This window comes from Pseudomonas sp. NFX98 (genome assembly GCF_047784845.1).
Classification (GTDB): Bacteria; Pseudomonadota; Gammaproteobacteria; order Pseudomonadales; family Pseudomonadaceae; genus Aquipseudomonas.
Genome location: NZ_JBLNNF010000012.1, coordinates 103,974 through 121,008, shown reverse-complemented (window position 1 = coordinate 121,008; position 17,035 = coordinate 103,974). Strand labels below are relative to the sequence as shown.

The 17,035-nt window shown below is 59.9% G+C and carries 15 protein-coding genes and 1 pseudogene; 10 read left to right on the top strand and 6 right to left on the bottom strand.

Annotated features, from left to right (window positions below):
* Positions 1–93: 93 nt before the first annotated feature.
* The 3 genes and pseudogenes from ACM110_RS17550 to ACM110_RS17540 all read left to right on the top strand — a co-directional run.
* Positions 94–834: pseudogene (locus tag ACM110_RS17550) on the top strand (peptidoglycan-binding protein); the annotation flags it as partial.
* Between the two features lie 81 nt (positions 835–915).
* Positions 916–2,022 (top strand): DNA-processing protein DprA, encoded by a 1,107-nt coding sequence (gene dprA / locus ACM110_RS17545; protein ID WP_416128763.1) that lies wholly within the window; start codon positions 916–918, stop codon positions 2,020–2,022.
* Between the two features lie 54 nt (positions 2,023–2,076).
* On the top strand, positions 2,077–2,634 hold the full coding sequence (locus ACM110_RS17540; protein WP_416128762.1) for an L-threonylcarbamoyladenylate synthase: 558 nt from the start codon (positions 2,077–2,079) through the stop codon (positions 2,632–2,634).
* A 132-nt stretch (positions 2,635–2,766) separates the two neighbouring features.
* Here the strand turns inward: ACM110_RS17540 and ACM110_RS17535 are convergent, their stop codons facing one another.
* The gene (locus ACM110_RS17535; RefSeq protein WP_338583979.1) at positions 2,767–3,744 is read right to left on the bottom strand and encodes an NADPH:quinone reductase; all 978 of its coding nucleotides are present in this window, start codon (positions 3,742–3,744) and stop codon (positions 2,767–2,769) included.
* Between the two features lie 171 nt (positions 3,745–3,915).
* On the opposite strand from ACM110_RS17535, the gene hemF reads away from it, so the two are divergent.
* The gene (gene hemF / locus ACM110_RS17530; RefSeq protein ID WP_416128761.1) at positions 3,916–4,830 is read left to right on the top strand and encodes an oxygen-dependent coproporphyrinogen oxidase; all 915 of its coding nucleotides are present in this window, start codon (positions 3,916–3,918) and stop codon (positions 4,828–4,830) included.
* Positions 4,831–4,841: 11 nt separating this feature from the next.
* Positions 4,842–5,663, top strand: a complete 822-nt coding sequence (gene aroE / locus ACM110_RS17525) for a shikimate dehydrogenase (RefSeq protein ID WP_416128760.1) — start codon at positions 4,842–4,844, stop codon at positions 5,661–5,663.
* A gap of 81 nt (positions 5,664–5,744) precedes the next feature.
* On the opposite strand, the gene ACM110_RS17520 is transcribed toward aroE, so the two are convergent.
* The 3 genes from ACM110_RS17520 to betC all read right to left on the bottom strand — a co-directional run bounded on the left by ACM110_RS17520 (position 5,745) and on the right by betC (position 9,833).
* Complete coding sequence (locus ACM110_RS17520; RefSeq protein ID WP_416128759.1) at positions 5,745–7,313, bottom strand: SulP family inorganic anion transporter; 1,569 nt, start codon at positions 7,311–7,313, stop codon at positions 5,745–5,747.
* A gap of 71 nt (positions 7,314–7,384) precedes the next feature.
* Positions 7,385–8,302: a choline ABC transporter substrate-binding protein gene (gene choX / locus ACM110_RS17515; RefSeq protein ID WP_416128758.1), complete on the bottom strand. Its 918-nt coding sequence runs from the start codon at positions 8,300–8,302 to the stop codon at positions 7,385–7,387.
* A 16-nt stretch (positions 8,303–8,318) separates the two neighbouring features.
* Positions 8,319–9,833, bottom strand: a complete 1,515-nt coding sequence (gene betC / locus ACM110_RS17510; RefSeq protein ID WP_416128757.1) for a choline-sulfatase — start codon at positions 9,831–9,833, stop codon at positions 8,319–8,321.
* A 114-nt stretch (positions 9,834–9,947) separates the two neighbouring features.
* Between betC and ACM110_RS17505 the strand changes: the two genes are divergently transcribed.
* Entirely contained in the window at positions 9,948–10,898 is a 951-nt protein-coding gene (locus ACM110_RS17505; RefSeq protein WP_416128756.1) for a choline sulfate utilization transcriptional regulator, read from the top strand.
* Positions 10,899–10,979: 81 nt separating this feature from the next.
* Here the strand turns inward: ACM110_RS17505 and ACM110_RS17500 are convergent, their stop codons facing one another.
* A complete protein-coding gene (locus ACM110_RS17500; protein ID WP_416128755.1) occupies positions 10,980–11,639 on the bottom strand; it encodes an NAD(P)-dependent oxidoreductase in 660 nt (219 codons plus the stop codon).
* A gap of 84 nt (positions 11,640–11,723) precedes the next feature.
* On the opposite strand from ACM110_RS17500, the gene ACM110_RS17495 reads away from it, so the two are divergent.
* Positions 11,724–12,050, top strand: coding sequence for a DOPA 4,5-dioxygenase family protein (locus tag ACM110_RS17495; RefSeq protein WP_338583987.1), 327 nt, complete (start codon positions 11,724–11,726; stop codon positions 12,048–12,050).
* Here the strand turns inward: ACM110_RS17495 and ACM110_RS17490 are convergent, their stop codons facing one another.
* The gene (locus ACM110_RS17490; RefSeq protein ID WP_416128754.1) at positions 12,051–12,452 is read right to left on the bottom strand and encodes a GFA family protein; all 402 of its coding nucleotides are present in this window, start codon (positions 12,450–12,452) and stop codon (positions 12,051–12,053) included. It lies immediately after the preceding gene.
* Positions 12,453–12,883: 431 nt separating this feature from the next.
* On the opposite strand from ACM110_RS17490, the gene ACM110_RS17485 reads away from it, so the two are divergent.
* The 3 genes from ACM110_RS17485 to ACM110_RS17475 all read left to right on the top strand — a co-directional run bounded on the left by ACM110_RS17485 (position 12,884) and on the right by ACM110_RS17475 (position 16,988).
* A complete protein-coding gene (locus ACM110_RS17485) occupies positions 12,884–14,191 on the top strand; it encodes a CitMHS family transporter (protein WP_338583989.1) in 1,308 nt (435 codons plus the stop codon).
* Positions 14,192–14,272: 81 nt separating this feature from the next.
* Positions 14,273–15,040, top strand: a complete 768-nt coding sequence (locus tag ACM110_RS17480; protein WP_416128753.1) for a TerC family protein — start codon at positions 14,273–14,275, stop codon at positions 15,038–15,040.
* A gap of 289 nt (positions 15,041–15,329) precedes the next feature.
* A complete protein-coding gene (locus ACM110_RS17475) occupies positions 15,330–16,988 on the top strand; it encodes a Na/Pi cotransporter family protein (RefSeq protein WP_416128752.1) in 1,659 nt (552 codons plus the stop codon).
* The last annotated feature ends 47 nt before the right edge of the window (positions 16,989–17,035 follow it).

The following is a 17,035-nucleotide window of genomic DNA, read 5'->3' as shown; positions in this document are numbered from 1 at the left end:
ATTCACCGCATGAGGAAATCACTACTCGCCCTGCTCCTTCTGGCCTCGGCAGGTTGGGCGCACGGGCAAGTGCCACCGAAGGAACATATTCCGACCATAAAACTGTCGCCACAGGTGCGCACCAGCCCGGTAACCGAGGCCATCCCGAGCATTGCGCTGAAGTCGATCAACAGCTTTCTGCTCAGCAACCGCATCGTCGACAAGGCCGAGGATTTCGACAAGGCGCCCTACATCGTGGCCGGTGATGCCGAACGGGTGCTCAGCGGCGCCGGGGATCGCGTCTTTGCCCGCGGCCACTTCGACCCGGCACAACCTGTGTACGGCATCTTCCGTCAGGGCAAGGTCTATACCGATCCGCAGACCCGGGAGTTTCTGGGGATCAACGCCGATGACATCGGTGGTGGCGAGATCATTGCCACCGAAGGCGACGTCGCTACGCTGAGTTTGCGACGCACAACCCAGGAAGTGCGCCTCGGCGACCGTTTGTTCAGCGGCGAAGAACGTTCGATCAATTCGACGTTCACGCCCAGCGAACCGGGCAGCGAAATCAATGGCCTGATCATCGATGTACCGCGCGGCGTGACGCAGATCGGTGCCATGGACGTGGTCACGTTGAACAAGGGGCAACGTGATGGCCTCGCTGAAGGCAATATGCTGGTGGTGATGAAGACCGGCGAAACCGTGCGTGACCGGATCACTGGCCAGCCGCTCAAGGTTCCGGATGAACGTGCCGGCCTGCTGATGGTTTTCCGCACCTACGACAAGCTCAGTTACGGACTGGTGCTCAACGCTTCGCGCTCGCTGGCGGTGATGGACAAGGTGCGAAATCCGTAAGCTTGCTTCACAAGTTACCAACAGAGTTATCCACAGCTTATTCCCGCTTCGACGGGTGCTTATAACGATCAAGGACGATCCATGCCACTGCCTACTGTTGCACCGGTTTCCCCTGCGGAACTGGAAGCTCGTTTACGCTTGCACCGGTTGCCGGAACTCGGCCCGGCGCGGTTCAAGAAGTTGCTGGAAGCCTTCGGCTCGGCGTCCAAAGCCATCAGCGCGCCGGCCAGTGCCTGGCGTGCCCTGGGTTTGCCGCTGGCATGTTCCGAAGCCAGGCGCTGCGCTGAAGTTCGTGATGGTGCGAGCCATGCATTGGCCTGGCTAGAGCGTCCGGCCCAGCATTTATTGATGTGGGACCAGCCTGACTACCCGGCGCTGCTCGCAGAAATCAGCGATGCCCCGCCGATGTTATTCGTGGCGGGCGATCCGGGCATCCTGGAAAAACCACAGCTGGCGATGGTAGGCAGTCGCCGCGCTTCAAGACCGGGCATGGACACTGCCGCCGCATTTTCCCGCAGTCTGGCCGGTGCCGGTTTTGTCATCACCAGCGGTCTGGCGCTGGGCATCGACGCCGCCGCGCATCAGGCGGCGCTGGACGTTGGCGCGCAAACGATCGGCGTGCTCGGCACGGGGCTGGAAAAGTTTTATCCACAGCGCAATCGACGACTGGCAGACGCCATGATCGCGTCGGGCAGCGCGGTGCTTTCGGAGTTCCCGCTGGACACCGGCCCCAGCGCCAGCAACTTCCCGCGACGCAATCGCATCATCAGTGGTTTGTCCCTGGGCGTGCTGGTGGTCGAGGCCAGTGTCGCCAGCGGTTCGTTGATCACCGCAAGGCTGGCGGCGGAACAGGGGCGCGAGGTGTATGCGATTCCGGGGTCGATCCATCACCCGGGCGCCAAGGGTTGCCATCAGTTGATCCGCGACGGCGCGGTGCTGGTGGAGACTGTCGAGCATATCCTCGAAGCGCTACGTGGCTGGCAACAACTGTCGTCATCCACAGAAACGTCTGTCGTGGATACGCGTCATCCCCTATTGAAGTTGCTCCACGCCGCGCCCCACACCAGCGAAGCCTTGGCCGATGCCAGCGGCTGGACGTTGCCCAAGGTGCTGGTGGCGCTGACCGAACTGGAAATGGACGGCAGCGCCGTGTGTGAAAACGGGCGCTGGTTTGCGCGGGTGAGCTAGGTTTTATAAGGAAGATCGGTAAACTGCGCAGAGCCTTATTCTGGAGAGTTTTTCATGGTCAACAGTTGGCGTGTGCAACAAGCCGCACGAGCCATTCGCGCAGGGGCGGTGCTTGCCTACCCAACCGAAGCCGTCTGGGGTCTGGGTTGCGACCCGTGGGACGAAGAAGCAGTCGAGCGGCTGCTGCTGATCAAGGGTCGGTCTGTGGATAAGGGCCTGATCCTGGTCGCGGACAACATTCGCCAGTTCGACTTCCTCTTCGAAGACTTCCCTGAACTGTGGATGGATCGCATGGCCAGCACCTGGCCGGGGCCGAACACATGGCTGGTGCCGCATCAGAACCTGTTGCCGCAGTGGATTACCGGCGTGCATGAAACGGTGGCGCTGCGGGTCAGTGATCATCCGCAAGTGCGGGAATTGTGCGCGCTGGTCGGGCCATTGGTGTCGACTTCCGCCAACCCGCAAGGCCGGCCGGCGGCGCGTACGCGGATTCGCGTCGAGCAGTACTTCCGTGGTCAGGTTGATATGGTGCTCGGCGGGATGCTGGGCGGGCGCAAGAATCCGAGTGTGATTCGGGATCTGGCGACGGGCCACGTTGTGCGCCCGGATTGAGACCGAGGCGCGCCCAATCGCGGGCAAGCCCGCTCCCACAAGGATTAGCGGTGAACACAAGTTTTGTGAGCACCAGCAGCCACTGTGGGAGCGGGCTTGCCCGCGATGAGGCCCAACCAGGTGATGGAAATATCAGGGCAATAAAACAACCGAGCCAGTCGTACGCCGTGCCGACAACTCGGTCTGTGCCTTCGCTGCATCCGCCAGTGAAAACGTCTGGCTGATATCCACCTTCACCTTGCCGCTGATGATCATCTCGAACAATTCATCAGCCATGCGCTGCAAGTTCTCGGCGTTGTTGGCGTAGGTTCCCAGCGTCGGCCGGGTGACGTACAACGAGCCCTTCCCCGCCAGAATCCCCAGGTTCACCCCGTCCACCGCACCCGACGCATTGCCGAAGCTCACCACCAATCCCCGTGGCGCAGCGCTGTCGAGTGACGTCAGCCAGGTGTCCTTGCCGACGCCGTCGTACACCACCGGGACTTTTTTGCCGTCAGTCAATTCCAGTACGCGTTGTGCGACGTTTTCATGGCTGTAGTCGATGGTTGCCCATGCACCGTTGGCCTTCGCCAGCGCGGCTTTCTCCGCAGAACTCACCGTGCCGATCAACTTCACGCCCAAGGCCTTGGCCCATTGGCAGGCCAGGGAGCCGACGCCGCCGGCAGCGGCGTGGAACAGGATGGTTTCGCCACCCTTGAGTTCATAGGTCTGACGCAACAGGTACTGCACAGTCAGGCCTTTGAGCATGACGCCGGCAGCCTGTTCGAAACTGATGGCGTCCGGCAGTTTCACCAGATTGGCTTCGGGCAAAACGTGAATCTCGCTGTAGGCACCCAACGGGCCGCTGCCATACGCCACGCGATCACCGACCTTAAAGCGAGTGACATCGCTGCCGACCGCTTCGACCACGCCTGCGCCTTCCGAACCCACGCCCGATGGCAAGGACGGTGGCGGATAGAGACCGCTGCGGTAATAGGTATCGATGAAGTTCAGGCCGATGGCCTTGTTGCTCACGCGGACTTCCTTCGGACCCGGCGCGGCGGGTTGGTAATCCACATACTCAAGCACTTCGGGGCCGCCGTGGGCACGGAACTGGATACGCTTTGCCATCTGCACTCTCCTGGGATCGTTGCTGATTGTGTAAATGCGAAGCGCCCTATCGGACTCCTAAGCTTGATCTTCGTCAACTGCGACGGAACAAGGTGCAGTGTTATCCTACGCAGCAATTTGCTGCCGGCCTTGTAAACCGCCGCGTAGCTTCGCCCGATTCAAGGTGATGACATGACGACCCGCACCGAGGCCGTAAAAGCCTACCTGCTCGACCTGCAAGACCGAATCTGTGCCGCCCTGGAAGCCGAAGACGTTGGCACGCGCTTCGTCGAAGACGCCTGGACCCGGCCTGCCGGCGGTGGCGGTCGCACCCGCGTAATCGAAAACGGTACGGTCATCGAAAAGGGCGGCGTCAACTTTTCCCATGTCTTCGGCAGCGGTCTTCCACCGTCCGCCAGCGCCCATCGGCCGGAATTGGCCGGGCGCGGCTTCGAAGCCCTGGGCGTGTCGCTGGTGATCCACCCGCACAACCCGCATGTGCCGACTTCCCACGCCAACGTGCGATTTTTCATCGCTGAAAAGGAAGGCGAAGAGCCGGTCTGGTGGTTCGGCGGCGGCTTCGACCTGACGCCTTACTACGGCAATGAAGAAGATTGCATTCACTGGCACCGTGTCGCCGAGCAGGCCTGCGCGCCGTTCGGCGCGGACGTCTACTCGCGTTACAAAGCCTGGTGCGACAGTTACTTCCACATCAAGCATCGCCACGAGCCACGGGGCATCGGTGGCCTGTTTTTCGATGACCTGAACGAGTGGGACTTCGACACCAGTTTCGCCTTCATGCGCGCCATCGGTGACGCGTACATCGATGCGTACCTGCCGATCCTGCAGCGGCGCAAGCACGAGGCATTCACCGCGAAACAGCGGGAATTCCAGGAGTATCGCCGCGGGCGCTACGTCGAGTTCAACCTGGTCTACGACCGCGGCACGCTGTTCGGCCTGCAATCGGGCGGGCGTACCGAGTCGATCCTCATGTCCCTGCCGCCGCAAGTACGCTGGGGTTATGACTGGAAAGCCGAACCTGGCAGCGCAGAAGCGCGCCTGACCGAGTATTTCCTGCAAGACCGCGACTGGTTGGCTGAGGCCTGAGAGGAATGTTGATGGACCGTTATGTCGTTTTCGGTAACCCGATTGGCCACAGCAAATCACCGCTGATTCATCGCCTGTTTGCCGAGCAGACCGCACAGAAACTCGACTACAGCACTTTGCTGGCGCCCCTCGACGATTTTTCCGGCTGTGCCCGGGCATTTTTCCTCGAGGGTCGTGGGGCGAATGTGACGGTGCCGTTCAAGGAAGAGGCCTATCGTCTGGCCAACAACCTGACCGCGCGGGCGCAACGAGCCGGCGCGGTGAACACTCTGAGCAAACTGGACGATGGCACTCTGTTGGGTGACAACACCGACGGCGCCGGACTGGTGCGGGACCTGACGGTCAACGCCGGGTTCAGCCTCAAGGGCAAACGCATCCTGTTGTTGGGCGCCGGTGGCGCGGTGCGCGGTGCACTGGAACCGTTGCTCGCCGAGCAACCGGCGTCGGTGATCATCGCCAACCGTACAGTGGACAAGGCCGAGCTGCTGGCGGAATTGTTTTGCGATCTGGGGCCGGTGTCGGCCAGTGGTTACGACTGGTTGCAGGAGTCGGTGGACCTGATCATCAACGCGACCTCCGCAAGCCTGGCGGGCGATGTGCCGCCGATTGCCGCCAGCCTGATCGAACCGGGCAAAACGGTTTGCTACGACATGATGTACGGCAAGGAACCGACCTCGTTCTGCCGTTGGGCCAGCGAACATGGCGCGGCGGTGTCGATGGATGGGTTGGGGATGCTCGCTGAGCAAGCGGCGGAAGCGTTCTTCCTGTGGCGCGAAGTACGGCCGGATACGGCGCCGGTGTTGGCCGAACTTCGCCGGCAACTCGCCCTTTAAAATCGAAAGATCGCAGCCTTCGGCAGCTCCTACAGGATGGGTACAAATCTCATGTAGGAGCTGCCGAAGGCTGCGATCTTTTCAATCCTCAAACCGAATCGGGCATTTCTCCGCCCCTTCCAGCTTCCTCAATTCATCCACCACCTGCGGCCGAGCCTGGCGCAAGGTCAGGCTGCGATCCTGGCGCAATAACCGCCGTGCTTCCTGATGCAGCATCTCCACGCCTGAATAGTCGATGAAGTTGATCTGCTGCGCCTCGATCACCACGCGTGCGCCGTGCATGCGTTGCAGGCGTACTTGCAGGTAATGGCTGGCGCCGAAAAAGATCGAACCGCCGACTCGCAGAATGTCTTCATCGCCGTCGCGCAGATGTTGTACCCGCGGTTGCGAGGTGCGTTTGAGGTAGAAAAACAGCGAGGCCAACACCCCGGCGTAGATCGCCGTCTGCAATTCCAGCAGCAGCGTAGCGACACAGGTCAGGGCCATGACCACGAACTCGGCGCGGCTGACCCGCAGTAATGCGCGAATGCCGCGATGGTCCACCAGGCCCCAGGCGATCAGCAGAATACTGCCGGCCATGGCCGGAATCGGGATATGCGCGATCAGGCTGGCGCCGAAAATAGCGAACAGCGCCACCCACAGCGCCGAAAAAATCCCAGCCAGTGGCGAACATGCGCCCGCTTCGTAACTCAGGCCCGACCGGGTGAAGGAGCCTGCCGACAGCGATCCGGAGAAAAACGCACCGACGATATTCGACAGGCCTTGGGCGCGAACTTCCTGGTTCGCGTCGAGTAATTGCTGCGAACGTGCAGAAATTGAGCGGGCGATCGACAAACTTGTCACCAACCCGAGCATGCCCACTGCCACGGCGCTCGGCAGCAGACGCAGGATCAGATCGAGATCGAGCGGTAATGGGCTAAAAGGCGGCAGTTTTCCGGTGAATGCGCTGACCAATTGCACATGGCCGAACATCGATGGCCAGAGCCAGACCAGCAATGCGCCCAGCACCAGCGTGATCAGCAGCGTCGGCCAGCGCGGTAGCCACAGCTTGAGGACTATGCCCACCACCACCGTCGCCAGCCCTAGCACCAGCGAGGGTTTGTCCACTTCGCTGAGATGGCGCAACAGCGTGATGAAACTGTCCAGCGCCGTGGCCTGGCTGGGCAAGTCGAGCCCCAGCAGATTGGGCAGTTGGCCGACGGCAATCACCACCGCCGCGCCGAGGGTGAAACCGAGTACCACCGAATGAGAAACGAAATTCACCAGCGCACCAAAGCGCAGTAATCCCAACAACCACTGGAAAATCCCGGCCAGGAACGTCAGCAGCAGGATCAACATCACGTAGTCCTGCGTCGCCGGCACGGCCAGAGGACTGACGCTGGCGTACAGGACAATGGAGATGGCCGCCGTAGGACCGCAGATCAAATGCCACGATGAACCCCAAAGACAAGCGATCAGCACCGGAATGATTGCCGCGTACAGACCGTACTCCGGTGGGAGACCGGCAATCAGTGCGTAGGCAATGGATTGCGGCAACGCGAGAATCGCGCCGCTGAGACCGACGATCAGGTCACGCCCGACGCTGGCGCGGGTTTGCCGGGGCAACCAGGAAAGGAAGGGGAAGAGTGAATGGCGGCTGGGGAAGGCCATGGGTCCTCTCGGTTGGGGTTTTACGAAAGAGTATCAGGACGTAATGCAATCTGTAGCAGCTTGCATGGGTTCTAGAGCTTGGCTTTTACGGCCGGCAACGCATCCTTGCCATCCACGGTCTTCACGCCATCCAGCCATTTATCCAGCACCGCCGGGTTGGCCTTGATCCACGCTTTGGCGGCGTCAGCATTGCTGACTTTCTTGTTCACCACCTCGGCCATGATGCTGTTTTCCATCTCCTGGGTGAAATTCAGGTTGGTCAGCAGCTTGCCAACGTTCGGGCAGGCCTGTGCATAACCTTTGCGGGTCAGGGTGTGAACGCTGCCGGTGTCGCCGAAGTATTTTTCGCCGCCCTTCAGGTAGTGCATTTTCAGCTGCACGTTCATCGGGTGCGGGGTCCAGCCGAGGAAGGTCACGAACTTCTGTTTCTTCACCGCGCGGGCCACTTCGGCCAGCATTGCCTGTTCGCTGGACTCAACCAGTTTCCACTGACCCATGTCGAAATCGTTTTTCTTGATGATCTCTTGCAGCGAGATGTTCGCCGGTGCGCCGGAGCCGATGCCGTAGATCTTGTGATCGAACTTGTCAGCGTATTTGTTCAGGTCGGCAAAGTTATGCACACCCGCGTCCCATACATAGTCCGGGACAGCGAGGGTGAATTCGGTGCCGTCGAGGTTTTTCGCCAATTGCGTGACATCGCCGGTGGCCACGAACTTGTCATAGAAGCCCTGCTGCGCCGGCATCCAGTTACCCAGGAACACATCGACCTGGCCGTCCTTGAGCCCGCCAAAGGTGATCGGCACCGCGAGGGTATCCACCTTGGCCTTGTAGCCCATGCCGTCCAGCAGAAACCCGGTGATGGCGTTGGTCGCGGCGATGTCGCTCCAGCCTGGATCGGCCATTTTCACCGTCTCGCATTGATCGGCGAAAGCCGATGCACTGCCCAGAGCCAAGAGCCCGACCGTCAGTACTGTGGATAACCTTTGCATGGACTTCCCCTTAACATTATTGGTTTTGGCAGGGTTGTGGATAACGTGCTTTACGCTCCAGATCGTCGAGGTCGATGTGGTTACGCATGTATTGCTGACTGGCGTCCACCAGCGGCTGGTGATCCCAGCTCTTCAGCTTGCCGATGGTCAGGGCGTCGGCGACGAAACGTCGACGCCGCTGGCTCGCGAGCACCTGTTGGTGGATCGCCGGAATATCCCATTTAGCCCGCGCTTCGGCGAGAAAATCGTCGAAAAGCTGACGATGTTGTGGCGACTGACTGAGTTCTTCCAGTTCGCGCGGGTCATTGTGTACGTCGAAGAGTAGGCAAGGGTCGTCTTCGCTGTAGATGAATTTGTAGGCGCCCCGGCGAATCATCATCAATGGGCTGATGGTACCTTCGGCCATGTACTCGCCAAACACTTCGTCGTGCCCACCCTGCCCCTGCAAATGCGGCACCAGCGATCGACCGTCGAGCGGCAGGCCTGGTTCCAGTGTGCCGCCCGCCAGTTCAACGAAGGTCGGCAGCAGGTCGGCGGTGGATACCGAGGCGCTGACCCGTCCAGCGCCGAATTGCCCTGGCGCACTTATCAACAGGGGGACTCGCGCGGCCATTTCATACCAGTGCATTTTGTACCAGAGGCCACGCTCGCCGAGCATGTCACCGTGGTCGCCGGAGAAGACGATGATGGTGTCGTCGATCAGCCCGGTATCCTCGAGAGTTTGCAGGAGTTTGCCGACGTTGCTATCGATATAGCTGCAAGCACCGAAGTAAGCGCGGCGCGCATCGCGAATCTTATCCACAGGCAACGGTTTATCCCACAGGTCGTAAACCTTGAGCAAACGTTGGGAATGCGGATCGAGTTCATGTTGATTTGGCGTTGTAGGCAATGGGATATCGGCATCGTCGTACAGATCCCAGAATGCCTTGGGAATCGTGTACGGGTCGTGTGGGTGCGTCATCGAAACGGTCAGACAGAACGGCTGGTCGCCATCCTCGCGAATGTGATCGAACAGGTATTGCTGGGCCTTGAACACCACCTCTTCGTCGAAATCCAGCTGATTGGTGCGTACGCACGGCCCGGCTTGCAGCACCGACGACATGTTGTGATACCAGCTCGGACGCACATCCGGCTCATCCCAGTTCACCGCCCAACCGTAGTCGGCCGGATAGATATCGCTGGTCAGACGTTCCTCATAGCCATGCAACTGGTCCGGGCCGCAAAAATGCATCTTGCCCGACAGCGCGGTGCGGTAGCCGAGACGCCGCAGGTAGTGTGCATAAGTCGGCACATCGGCGGGGAAATCCGCCGCGTTGTCGTAGGCGCCGATCTTGCTCGGCAACTGGCCGCTGACCAGGGTAAAACGCGACGGCGCGCACAACGGGCTATTGCAGTAAGCGGCGTCGAACACCACGCCTTGTACGGCGAGGCGGCTCAAATTCGGTAGTTTGATGGGCGATGGGCCGTAGAACGGCAACATTGGCGCGGCCATTTGATCGGCCATGATGAAAAGAATGTTCTTGCGCTTCATGTGATCGCGGCATTCCATAGTGGATGTTTATGCGAGAGTGCTGGGATCGAGGATGAAACCCACAACTTTTGCGGTAAAGCCCATGCGCGGCAATGACTAGGATAAGCACAGCTTATGTATGACGCCCTCGGTGACCTGTCTCTGGATTTGCTCCGCGCTTTCGAATCGGCGGCGCGACAACGCAGCTTCACGGCAGCGGCGATTGAACTGGGTACGACGCAACCGGCCATCAGCCAGCAGATCAAGCGGTTGGAGGAACAACTCGCCACTCGACTGTTCGACCGCATCTACCGCGGTATCGAGTTGACGGAAGTCGGGACGATCCTTTTCGAGCAGGTTCAACTCGGATTGCAGCAAATCGACTCTGGATTGAGTGCGATCAGTGCACAGCATCAACACGAAGTGCTGCAAGTCGCGACCGATTTCGCCTTCGCCGCCTATTGGCTGATGCCACGGCTGCACCGCTTCCACGCGGCCAATCCTCAGGTCGACGTCAGCCTCGTTACCAGCGAGCGCAGTCACAACATGTTACGTACCGATATCGATGTGGCGGTGTTGTTCGGCGATGGGCGCTTCAAACAGGGCGAAAGCCATTGGCTGTTCAGCGAAGAAGTGTTTCCTGTGTGCAGTCCGCAACTGTTGAACGAGCGTGCCCTGCCCTTGCCTGCCCAATCGTTGTTGGAGTTTCCGTTGCTGCACTTGCGAGGGGAAAACAGTAGCAACTGGTTCGACTGGAGCGGCGTGTTTCGCGAGTTGGGCATCACCTCGCCTCCGGCCCCCGGACAACTGCGCTTCGACAATTACACCTTGTTGATTCAGGCCGCGATTGGCGGTCAGGGCGTGGCCATCGGTTGGCGGCACCTTGTGGATAACTTGCTGGCGCAAGGTTTGTTGTGCCGTCCGATCGGCGAAACGGTGATGTCCCGGTTGGGCTATTATGTGGTTCTGCCCCAGCGCAAACGACGTGGGGCGCTGATCCAGCAGTTTGTCGATTGGTTGATGGCCGAGCAGGCCAGCAGTGCCCAATCGCTCAACGGGTTGGCGTTGCCGTCGATTGCGGTTTGAAAATCAAAAGATCGCAGCCTGCGGCAGCTCCTACAGGAGTATGCGCTCCAAGGAGCTGCCGCAGGCTGCGATCTTTTAAGGCTATGAAGTCGCGATGAAATTGACGTGCTCGCCGATGTGCAAATTCAGCTGCATTTCATCGGCGATGCCCGTAGCGGTGCGGGCCAGTCGTTCGAGCGGTTCGGCCAGTCCCGGCTCCAGATTGCCAGTGACCTGGCTGAAGTGCTCAATGGTCAGACCCGCCACCCCGCGCGGAGCATTCACCAGCGTCCACTGCAAGGCACTGCTTTGCAGCGCTTCGCGGATTTCGTCGGCGGCGTGGCGTTGCAGGCTGTCCTCGGTTTCCGGATCGTCGAGCACATCGAAATTCCCCACCAGAAACAATCGGTTGATGTTGGCTGCCTGCATGCCGTCGATCAGCGCATCTACCGCCAGCACCTGTTCGACCGGCCCCGGCACGATGGATTTTTCTACGTATTCACTGTTGAACGGCAGGCCGGGTGCGTCCAGTAAACAGATGACCGCTGAACTGCCCGCTACGCTTTGCTTCACCCGCTGCGCATCGAACAGATCGCCGGTCTTGGTGCGTAAGCCCGGACGCGGCGGGAGCGCCGTCAGGTTATCGAGAATGGCGATCACTTCATGCTGGCGCCGCAGCATTTCAGCCATCAGCGCGCTGCCCAGGCTACTCATGGCACCATAAAGCACCACTTTCACCACCGGGGTTTCGGCGTTTTTCATGGCTGGACTCCGTACTTCACTGCCTATATCGCGTGTGACACGCCGCAAACGGTGAGGGTTCGACTCAGGTTCAGAGGGATTTCAATGCAACGGATCAAGGGCTATCACGCCCATGTGTATTTCGACGCCGGCACCATCGATCAGGCGCGAGCTCTGTGCGAGCAAGCGGCGCAATTGTTCCCGCTGAAGATGGGCCGCGTGCATGAGCGCCCGGTCGGCCCGCACCCGGACTGGAGTTGCCAACTGGCGTTCGGGCCGGAACTGATTGGCGAAGTGCTGCCGTGGCTGGCGCTCAACCGCAAGGGTTTGGTGGTGTTCCTGCATCCGGACACCGGCGACGATCTGCTCGACCACACCGAGCATGCGATCTGGATGGGCGCGATTCGCCCGCTGGACCTGTCTATTTTTTGATCAGATGGTTTCTTCCGCCTCGCTCGGTAAGTGCTCGTCCAAGTGTAGCCACGGCAAGCGGCTGTCGGTCCAGATGTGCCGCTCGGCCGGGGCCAGCTCGGGATGGTCGAGAGTGGCGATGGTCACGTCGATGCTTTCCGGGCTCAGGTGAGTGGTCAAGGCCAGTTGCGCCCCACAGTGGCCACAGAAATATCGCGTGCAGGTCGATGAAGAGTCGTACTGCGCCGGTGTTCCGGCCAGCCATTGAAAGGCCGATGCGGGCACGGTGATCCAGGTGGTCACGATGCCGCCGCTGACCCGTCGGCAAATCGAGCAATGACAGTGGGCGATATCGTGCAACGGCCCGCTGAGTTGATAGCGCAGTTGTCCGCAGTGACAACCGCCTGTATGGATTTTGGCCATGCTGTCTCCTCCTGATCCGTATGCCTCTGTAGGAGCCGCCGAAGGCTGCGATCTTTTGATCTTGCTTTCAAAAATCAAAATCAAAAGATCGCAGCCTCCGGCAGCTCCTACAGGAGTGTTTCGTGGCGCAATGTGTGCGAAGGCATCAACTCGCTCCGACGACCGGTCGTACTTCCGGTCAACGCTTTCATCGGCGAAAGCTGGCTGAAAGCTTCCCCGATTAGGATCGCCCCCACTACCGGCAACAGACCGGTCGGCCAATGCCAGCGTTTTATCGCTCGCACAGCCCATTTAACAACAACAATGGTGATTCTGATGTCCTCTTCTATCCGCCGCTTCGTTGCAACTCCGCCCGTACGCCTCGTGCTTCCCGTTCTGCGCTGATCGCCGATCCGCTCATTCCCTAGCCGCGCTACGCCTGGAGTATTCCCATGCTGACTTTCCTTGGCTTCGCCATGGTCATCACGTTCATGTTCCTGATCATGACCAAGCGCCTGTCTGCGCTGATCGCCCTGATCCTGATTCCAATCATCTTCGCCCTGTTCGGTGGCTTCGGCCCGAAAATCGGCCCGATGATGCTCGAAGGCATCACCAAACTCGCGCCAACCGGCGTGATGCTGATGTTCGCGATTCTGTACTTCGCCCTGATGATCGACTCCGGCCTGTTCGACCCGGCCGTGCGCAAGATCCTGAAAATGGTCAAGGGCGACCCGTTGAAAGTTTCGGTCGGCACCGCCGTACTGGCGCTCGTCGTTTCCCTCGATGGTGACGGCGCGACCACTTACATGATCTGCGTGGCCGCCATGCTGCCGCTCTACAGCCGCATCGGCATGAGCCCGCGGATCATGGCCGGCCTGATCATCCTCGCCGGTGGCGTGATGAACATGACCCCATGGGGCGGCCCGACCGCTCGTGCTGCCAGTGCGTTGCACGTGGACCCGTCGGCGATCTTCGTACCGATGATTCCAGCGATGGCGGCCGGTGTGGTGGCGATCCTGGCCATCGCTTACTTCTACGGTAAACGTGAACGTGCGCGTCTGGGTGAGCTGCACCTGGTGGGCGATGAGATCGACCACAGCGAAATCAGCGTCTCGCAGTTCCCGGATGCCCGTCGTCCGAAGCTGATCTGGTTCAACGGCGCCCTGACCCTGGGTCTGATGTGCACCCTGATTGCCGGCCTGTTGCCGTTGCCGGTGCTGTTCATGGTGGCGTTCAGTATCGCGATGATCGTCAACTATCCTTGCCTGCAACAGCAGAAGGATCGCGTCGCGGCCCACGCCGGTAGTGTGCTGGCAGTGGTCGGGCTGATCTTTGCCGCGGGCATCTTCACCGGTATCCTGTCGGGCACCGGCATGGTAGATGCCATGTCGAAAAGCCTGCTGTCGGTGATTCCGGATTTCCTCGGCCCGTACCTGGCGGTGATCACGGCGCTGGTGAGCATGCCGTTCACGTTCTTCATGTCGAACGATGCATTTTATTACGGCGTGTTACCGGTACTTGCCGAAGCCGCCAGTCACTACGGTATAACCGCGGTGGAAATGGCACGTGCCTCGATCGTCGGTCAGCCCGTCCACCTGTTGAGCCCGCTCGTACCATCGACCTACCTGTTGGTGGCCCTGGCCGGTATCGATTTTGGTGATCACCAGCGCTTCACCCTGAAGTGGGCAGTGCTGGTGTGCATGTGCATACTGGTCGCCGCGTTGCTGATGGGGATTTTTCCGCTGTTCAGCACTCTATAAGCCCAAGACTCACCACATCGGGTCCAGGCTTGTTTGAAGCCCGGGCCCGTTGTGGTTTAACACTCGCTCAAAGGAATACACATGGAATGGCTGACCAACCCTGAAATCTGGGTTGCCTTCTTCACCCTGACCGCCCTGGAAATCGTCCTGGGCATCGATAACATCATCATGATTTCGATCCTGGTCAGCCGCATGCCCAAGCACATGCAGGCGCGCACCCGGATTTTCGGTCTGGCGCTGGCCATGATCACGCGGATCCTGTTGCTGCTGTCGATCACCTGGGTCATGCGCCTTACCGCCGACCTGTTCGAAGTGTTCGGCCAGGGCATTTCCGGGCGTGACCTGATCCTGTTCTTCGGGGGTCTGTTCCTGCTGTGGAAGAGCTCGCAAGAGATGTACCACGCGCTGGAAGGTGAAGACGAAAGCAATGACGAACCTTCGGGCAAGGGCGGCAATTTCCTGTACACCATCATCCAGATCGCGATCATCGACATCGTGTTCTCGCTGGACTCGGTCATCACTGCGGTCGGCATGGTGTCCCATGTACCGGTCATGGTGGCGGCGATTGTCGTGGCCGTTCTGGTGATGATGCTGGCTGCGGGCACCATCAGCGCGTTCATCGACAAGCACCCGTCGCTGAAGATGCTGGCGCTGTCGTTCCTGCTGGTGGTCGGTACCGTGCTGATCGCCGAATCCCTGGACGTGCACGTACCGAAAGGCTACGTCTACTTCGCCATGGCGTTCTCGCTGGCGGTGGAAGCGATCAACATCAAGATGCGCACCGCGATCGCGAAAAAGCGCAAGCAGCAGGATCCGGTGAAACTGCGCAAGGACATTCCGGGTCAATAACCCTGTAGTACGCAACACCCCTGTGGGAGCGAGCTTGCTCGCGATTGCGGTCCATCATTCAACATCAATGCTGAATGTGAGGGCCTAATCGCGAGCAAGCTCGCTCCCACAGTTGTTTTGGACGGTTGGAAGACCGGGTTTTCATGACAGTTTTGTTTCAATCACTTCTTTAGCTATGCGATGCTGGCGCCCAGACCGTTAGCCAACTACAGCTTAAGTAAATAACGTAGAACGTCGCGCGGCACCGTCAACTTGCCCCTTTGGGGCGTTACCACCACAGGGGGCCTGTATGCTCACCCTGCTCAATTTGCTCTCTGCCGTGGCCTTGCTGATCTGGGGCACGCACATCGTCCGAACCGGCATCCTGCGGGTCTACGGTTCCAACCTGCGTCATGTCATTGGCCAGAACATGTCCAAACGCTGGCTGGCGTTCGTTTCCGGGATCGCGGTGACCGCCATGGTCCAAAGCAGCAACGCCACCGCCATGCTCGTCACCTCCTTTGTCGGCCAGGGCCTGATGGCGCTGACCCCGGCGCTGGCGACCATGCTCGGCGCCGATGTCGGTACGGCGCTGATGGCGCGGGTGCTGACCTTCGATCTGTCATGGCTGTCGCCGCTGTTGATCTTCCTCGGGGTGATTTTCTTCCTCTCGCGCAAACAGACGCGACTGGGCCAAATGGGCCGCGTCGCGATTGGCCTTGGCTTGATCATCCTGGCGTTGCAACTGATCGTCGAGGCGGCCACACCGATCACCCACGCCCAAGGCGTGAAGGTGATTTTCGCTTCGCTGACCGGCGACATCCTGCTCGACGCCCTGGTCGGTGCGCTGTTCGCGATGATTTCCTACTCCAGCCTCGCGGCGGTCCTGCTGACCGCAACACTGGCCGGCGCCAGCGTGATCAGCTTGCCAGTGGCGATCGGCCTGGTGATCGGCGCCAACATCGGCAGCGGTATTCTGGCGTTCCTCAGCACCAGCATGCAGAACGCCGCCGGACGCCAGGTGGCATTGGGCAGCCTGTTGTACAAACTGATCGGCCTGGTGCTGATCATTCCGGTACTCGACCCGTTGGTGCACTGGATCGACAGCCTGGATTTCAGCCCCCAGGAAATGGTCATCGGCTTCCACCTGCTCTACAACACCGCGCGCTGCCTGATCCTGCTGCCCAGTGTCGGGCCGATGGCCAGGTTTTGTGCCTGGGTGCTGCCCGAGCGGCCACAGGTCAACGGCACTGCCAAACCCCGACACCTTGACGCTACGGCACTGGTTACACCGAGCTTGGCGCTGGCCAACGCGGCTCGGGAAACCCTGCGCATGGGTGACCTGATCGATAACATGCTGGAGGCCATGCTCGATGTGCTGCACGGCAAGCAAACCGCAGTGACACAAGAAGTGCGTCGCCTGGCCGACGATGTGGAATCGCTCTACAGCGCCATCAAGCTGTATCTGGCGCAAATGCCCCGCGAGGACCTCAGTGATCAGGACAGTCGGCGCTGGGCAGAAATCATCGAGTTGGCGATCAACCTCAAACTCGCCAGCGATTTGATCGAACGCATGCTGCGCAAGGTCCAGCAGCAGAAAACCTCGCAGCGTCGCTCATTTTCCGAAGTGGGCCTGGAGGAACTGGCCGGGCTGCATACGCAACTGATCTCCAACTTGCGCCTCGGAATGTCGGTGTTCCTCAGTGCCGATCCCGAAAGCGCTCGCCAATTGGTCCGTGAGAAACGTCGCTTTCGCGCACAGGAACGGCGTTTGGCCCACGCTCATGTCAGCCGTTTGCAACGTAAGATCGTGCAAAGTATCGAGACCAGTTCGTTGCATCTGGAGTTGATTGCCGACATGAAGCGTCTGAATTCACTTTTTTGCAGCAGCGCTTACGTGGTGCTGGAAACCTCCGACACCGGCGCGCTGGTGGTCGACGATTTGACTGACATCACGCATTCTCCCTGAACGTCCGCCGTGGCCCGAAGTCTGTTGAACTCACGCTAGCCGTATGG

Excerpts from the sequence above, each read along its gene's own strand:
- ACM110_RS17495 (WP_338583987.1), top strand. The coding sequence starts at position 11,724 with ATGCAACGGATCAAGGGCTATCACGCCCATGTGTATTTCGACGCCGGC.
- ACM110_RS17500 (WP_416128755.1), bottom strand. The coding sequence starts at position 11,639 with ATGAAAAACGCCGAAACCCCGGTGGTGAAAGTGGTGCTTTATGGTGCC.
- aroE (WP_416128760.1), top strand. The coding sequence starts at position 4,842 with ATGGACCGTTATGTCGTTTTCGGTAACCCGATTGGCCACAGCAAATCA.
- betC (WP_416128757.1), bottom strand. The coding sequence starts at position 9,833 with ATGAAGCGCAAGAACATTCTTTTCATCATGGCCGATCAAATGGCCGCG.
- hemF (WP_416128761.1), top strand. The coding sequence starts at position 3,916 with ATGACGACCCGCACCGAGGCCGTAAAAGCCTACCTGCTCGACCTGCAA.
- choX (WP_416128758.1), bottom strand. The coding sequence starts at position 8,302 with ATGCAAAGGTTATCCACAGTACTGACGGTCGGGCTCTTGGCTCTGGGC.
- ACM110_RS17505 (WP_416128756.1), top strand. The coding sequence starts at position 9,948 with ATGTATGACGCCCTCGGTGACCTGTCTCTGGATTTGCTCCGCGCTTTC.
- ACM110_RS17520 (WP_416128759.1), bottom strand. The coding sequence starts at position 7,313 with ATGGCCTTCCCCAGCCGCCATTCACTCTTCCCCTTCCTTTCCTGGTTG.
- ACM110_RS17540 (WP_416128762.1), top strand. The coding sequence starts at position 2,077 with ATGGTCAACAGTTGGCGTGTGCAACAAGCCGCACGAGCCATTCGCGCA.
- ACM110_RS17485 (WP_338583989.1), top strand. The coding sequence starts at position 12,884 with ATGCTGACTTTCCTTGGCTTCGCCATGGTCATCACGTTCATGTTCCTG.
- ACM110_RS17535 (WP_338583979.1), bottom strand. The coding sequence starts at position 3,744 with ATGGCAAAGCGTATCCAGTTCCGTGCCCACGGCGGCCCCGAAGTGCTT.
- ACM110_RS17475 (WP_416128752.1), top strand. The coding sequence starts at position 15,330 with ATGCTCACCCTGCTCAATTTGCTCTCTGCCGTGGCCTTGCTGATCTGG.
- ACM110_RS17480 (WP_416128753.1), top strand. The coding sequence starts at position 14,273 with ATGGAATGGCTGACCAACCCTGAAATCTGGGTTGCCTTCTTCACCCTG.
- dprA (WP_416128763.1), top strand. The coding sequence starts at position 916 with ATGCCACTGCCTACTGTTGCACCGGTTTCCCCTGCGGAACTGGAAGCT.
- ACM110_RS17490 (WP_416128754.1), bottom strand. The coding sequence starts at position 12,452 with ATGGCCAAAATCCATACAGGCGGTTGTCACTGCGGACAACTGCGCTAT.